The following is a 600-nucleotide window of genomic DNA, read 5'->3' on the forward strand; positions in this document are numbered from 1 at the left end:
GCCGGCTTGTGTCTGGCGTCAGGATTAGACTGGTGGTGAGAGCGGTGAGTGGCAAGCTGAATGCCGGCAGTGCTTAAAGCACGTGTAGGAGCTCATGCTGCCACTCACCCCTCCGCCCTGGTTATTGAGCCCGAACAGTTGAACGAGCCCACCTCGAACAGTTACAAGCGTGGGCCCAGCCAGAGCGCTCTCACCTTGAGTGTAAGAGGATTTGGCCATGTTTACCTGTGCTGGCATCGACGTTTCTAAAGACACCCTGCAGATCGAACTTGATCCACAAGGGATGGGGGCGGTTTTTCCCAATGACATCAATGACTTTTCAAGGATGGTTGAGTGGCTGAAGCGCCATCAAGTCAATCGTGCATTGCTGGAAGCGACCGGTGGCTACGAGCGAAGAGCCATGAAAGCACTCCAGGCGGCAGGTTTCGAAGTCCTGCGAGTCAACCCTTGCCGAGCCAAAAGCTTTGCTAGAGCCATGGGGCTGCATGCCAAAACTGATCCGATAGATGCGCGTCTTCTCGCGCAGTTTGCAGCGGTTATCCAATCTCCCGAAAGCCGAATCACAAATGCCGAGCAGGACAACCTGCGTGCATTGGTACA

1 protein-coding gene is annotated in these 600 nt (G+C 55.0%); it reads left to right on the forward strand.

Annotated features, from left to right (window positions below; all coding sequences use genetic code 11):
* Positions 1-217: 217 nt before the first annotated feature.
* Positions 218-600: transposase (locus M5C71_RS33590; RefSeq protein WP_248769702.1), on the forward strand; the 383-nt coding region annotated here is incomplete at its 3' end.

Origin of the sequence: Pseudomonas sp. MWU12-2345 (assembly GCF_023242385.1) — a bacterium.
Classification (GTDB): domain Bacteria; phylum Pseudomonadota; class Gammaproteobacteria; order Pseudomonadales; family Pseudomonadaceae; genus Aquipseudomonas; species Aquipseudomonas gingeri_D.